Source organism: Ornithinibacter sp., assembly GCF_035443565.1.
In the GTDB taxonomy this organism is placed as follows: Bacteria; Actinomycetota; Actinomycetes; order Actinomycetales; family Dermatophilaceae; genus Fodinibacter.
In genome coordinates this window covers 3,360-7,310 of the sequence record NZ_DAORSO010000009.1, presented here as the reverse complement: position 1 = coordinate 7,310, position 3,951 = coordinate 3,360, and the positions used below count along the sequence as shown (strand labels likewise).

Genomic DNA, 3,951 nt, shown 5'->3' with positions numbered 1-3,951 from the left:
TGGGCGACGGGCTGCTCCGACGTCACGGCATCCAGTGGGCGCTGGATCCGGTTCGTCACCGACCAACCACGCCGCATCGGCGTGGTGCGCGACGTCATCACGGATGCCGTGATCGCCGAGTTCGTGTCGCGGGCACCGGACCCGCAGCTCGACCCGAGCCCCGCGACGGCGCTGCCGCCCGGCACCATCAAGGGCACGCTCACCCCCGTCCCGGGGGTCACCAAGGTCACCAACGTCGCGTCGGTGCGCGGCCGCGGGCCCGAGGACGACCCGGCCTACGCGACGAGGGCATCGGCCCTCGTGCGGCACCGCGGCCGCGCGCTCACCCCGTGGGACTACGAGCAGACGGTGGCCCTGGCCTTCCCGGAGGTCGCCCTGCTGCGCTGCCTGCCGCACACCGACACCGACGGCAACCGGTCTCCCGGCACGGTCGGGCTCGTCGTCGTGCCGGACCGGCCCGAGAACCCCCAGCCGCGGCCGAGCGTCAGCCTCGCCGGTCGCATCATCGACACGCTGCGGCCGGTCATGCCGCTCACCGCCTCGGTCGCGATCCTCTGCCCGGCGTACGTGCCCGTCTCCGTCCGGGCCTCGGTGCGGTTGCGTCGAGGGGTGGCGGCCCTGCAGGGGCGGGCCGCCGTCGAGGCGGCGCTGGAGTCGTTGCTGCACCCCACGCTCGCCGCCGAGCCCCGGTGGGGCCTGTCGCTCTACGCCTCGACGGTGGTGGCGGTGCTCGAGCGACTGACCGTCGTCGACGTCGTGCTCGCCTTCGAGCTGCGAGCGCAGCTGCCGACCGGGCTGACCCCGGTCGAGGTGGTCGAGGTCGACGCGTGCCGAGGGCTCTACTGCTCGACCGGAACCCACGAGATCGCCTGTGAGGAGCAGCTGTGAGCACCGAGCCGATCACCCTGACCGAACCCGTGGCACCGGATGCCGACTGGGACACCGTGCGTGAGCGCATCGTCGCCACCCTCGTCACCGAGGCCGCGCCGGGGTGGACCGACCACAACGGCGCCGACCCCGGCATCACCCTCGCCGAGGCGGCCGCGTTCACCCTGGCCGACCTGCACCACCGGATCGCCACGACAGGGCTCGCCGACTGGCCCCTCGCGTGGTCGGCGTGGGAACCACTGGGGGAACGGCACTGGGACCACACCCTGCCGGCCGGTGACCCGGCCCGGCTCACCGCGCTCGCCACTGCCCTGGCCGCAACCGCGGACGACCTCGAACCGCTGGTGCGGGCCTGCGCCAGCCGGGGTGAGGCCCTGGCCCTCGTCGGCACCGCGCCGTGGGCCACCCTCGTGCCCGCGGTGGACCGACCCGCCCTGGTGGACGTGCTGCGCGGTGCGCTGGTGCGTGAGGTCGCCCAGCACCGCGCGGACACGGTGGCCGACGTCCTCGACGAGGCGATCGAGCGCAGCGGCAGCGCCGCGACCGTGGCTGCGCAGGACGCCCTGGCCGTCGAGCTCCTGGGCCACGACCTCCCCCTGTGGGTCACCGAGCGCGCAGCACTGGTTCGGCGCGAACGTCGGCGCCGCGTGCGCGAGGCGGCCGCTGCCCTCGCAGCGCGCAGCCGCGCGGCCACCACCTCCGTGGAGCGGGCCGAGGTCGTCACGCTGCTCACCGACGACGGGCTGAGCGCCGAGGAGGCGCTCATCGCGAGCGCCCTCGCCCCGATCCCCGCGGACCTGGTGCCCGAGGACCTCGAGGAGCGTGACGGGACCTCGAGGATCTGGCCGCCGCACGGCATCCAGGCCCTGACGTGTGAGCCCGTCACCGACCTGGACTACGCACGGCGGGCCCGCACGCACCGCGGGGTGCGGCGCGCGTGGGCCGTGCCGGGGCGCCTCGACGGCGTCGCCTGGCACGGGCTGGTGACCCCGGCGGCCGCCGACCTGCCGGCCGGTGACCCCGCTGCGGCCTGGGCGATCGACCCGGATGCCGCGGCCGTCACCCTCGTCGTGGAGGCGGTGCGGCGTCCCCGCGACGTCCCCACCTTCCTGCGCGAGGTGCTGCGCGTCGCGATCGGCACCGAGTGCGGCAGGCCCTTCCCGCCGTGGCGGGACGACCTGGACGACGACCAGCCACACCGCGTCATCGGCGACGAGGTCGGTGCCGCGCTGCTCGCCGACGTCGAGGTGCAGGTGCGGGCGACCCTCGTCATCGGGGCCGGCAGCGACGGGGCCCGCGTGCTGCAGGCCGCCGCCGACGCGCTCGAGACGTTCTTCGACGACGGGCGCACGGGCGTGACCGGCCTCGACGGCGAGGTCGCGTCCGTGACGGCTCCACCGCTCGTCGACGGGCCGTGGCCGCCGGCCCCGCAACCGGCCGGCGGCTGGGTGCCGGGCGACCCGATCCGGGTCAGCGAGGTCGTCGAGGTGCTCGCCGGCTGCCGTGACGTCCTCGGCATCCGCGACGTCCACCTGCGGCTCGCCGACGGGGGCGCGTGGACCACCGCCGCCGACGGGGAGCTGGCCATCCCCGCGGGGACCGTGCCGGTGCGGGTCGGCAACTGCTTCACCGTCGACATCTCGCGCAGCGGGGGGTGCGGCGATGCGTAGCCCCGACTTCACCGCGACCTCGGCCCTGTTGCCCCCCGTCTACCAGGAGCAGGCCGCGTCGTTCGCGCAGGTCGACGCCTACCTCGGCCTGGCCGACGAGCTCGCCCGGGCGCAGGTCGAGGCCCTCGAGGACCTCCTCGCGGTGACCGGCCCGGATGCGGCACTGCGGTGGCCGACCCACCTGCCGCTGGCGGCCGGTGCCGAGGCGCTCGTCGCCAACCTCACCGCGACCTACGACGAGGTGGCCCGGTGGCTGTCCTTCACCGTGCCGTCGACGTGGCCGGTGGGTGCGCAGGGGGTGGCGGCCCGCCGCGCCTTCCTCGGCAAGGCCACGCGGTTGTGGCGGCGGCGTGGCACGCCGCGAGGGTTCATCGACTGGTTCACGCTCTACCACCGGTTGTCCGTCACCACCGAGCGGCCGGTGCTCGTCGAGCACTACAAGATCGCCGGACCCGGCTTCGACCCCGACCCGTCGACCGCGACGCTGTTCGTGCCCGTCTCGGCGGCGGTGGCGACCTACGCGCAGCGGATCGGGATCGCCCAGTTCGTCCGGTGGTACGCCCCGGCCCACCTCGACATCCGGGTGTGTTTCGTGCGGCCCGACGTCTTCGACACCTTCGCCGTCTTCGCCGACCCGGCGGTGCTGGCCGACACCAGCAGCGCCGGGCTCGCCACGTACGAGAGCGACCTCAAGGCGCAGGCGAAGCTGCTGCGCGAACTGCTGTGTTCGGTGGTGTCCGTCGTCTCGCACGCCGACGGCATCCACCTCTACGGCTGCCCGGCCGAGCGCCCGCCGGTCGCCGAACGCGACATCGACCACCTGGGGATCGGCGCGCTCCCCACCGACGACTAGGGCGGAAGGCGATCACACCATGACAGACAACGAGTACCCGGAGTTCGTCAAGGGACAGACCCTGACCTCCGATGAGCTGAACGAGCTCACCACCCACCTGCGCCACCGGGACCGGCTGGTCGGCCGGATGACCGGGTTCGGCGTCAACTGCGGCCTCGCCGGGAGCACCGCGGGCTCGGTCATCACCATCTCGCCGGGGCTGGCCGTCGACCAGCGCGGCGAACCGCTCGTGCTCGACAGCGCCCGCACCATCGACCTCGCCTCCGCCACGCCCGTTGGTGGCTGGTCCTTCATCGACGGCACCAAGGAGGGGTGGAGCGTCATCCTGCGGGCCACCGACACGGGGGTGCCGCACACGACCTGCACCGAGTCCAGCTGCAAGGGGCACTCGACCACGCACACGGCCGGGGTCGAACTCGTCCTCGCGGTGGGGCGGGTCACCGGCCCCCGCTTCGACTTCCCCGACGACGCGCTGCGCTCGGTCACCCCGATCCTGCTGTCGAAGACGTCGCAGCCGCTCACGGCCTACTCGACGTTGCG

General features: G+C 74.4%; 4 protein-coding genes. All 4 read left to right on the top strand.

The window, feature by feature from the left end:
- On the top strand, positions 1-888 hold an 888-nt coding region (locus PLL68_RS02390), incomplete at its 5' end, for a baseplate J/gp47 family protein (RefSeq protein ID WP_324531301.1).
- The gene (locus PLL68_RS02385) at positions 885-2,558 is read left to right on the top strand and encodes a hypothetical protein (protein WP_324531299.1); all 1,674 of its coding nucleotides are present in this window, start codon (positions 885-887) and stop codon (positions 2,556-2,558) included. The genes PLL68_RS02390 and PLL68_RS02385, both read left to right, overlap by 4 nt.
- Positions 2,551-3,411: a hypothetical protein gene (locus PLL68_RS02380; protein ID WP_324531297.1), complete on the top strand. Its 861-nt coding sequence runs from the start codon at positions 2,551-2,553 to the stop codon at positions 3,409-3,411. Before PLL68_RS02385 ends, PLL68_RS02380 begins: the two co-directional genes overlap by 8 nt.
- 19 nt (positions 3,412-3,430) lie before the next feature.
- A partial coding sequence (locus tag PLL68_RS02375; protein ID WP_324531296.1) for a hypothetical protein occupies positions 3,431-3,951 on the top strand: 521 nt, incomplete at its 3' end.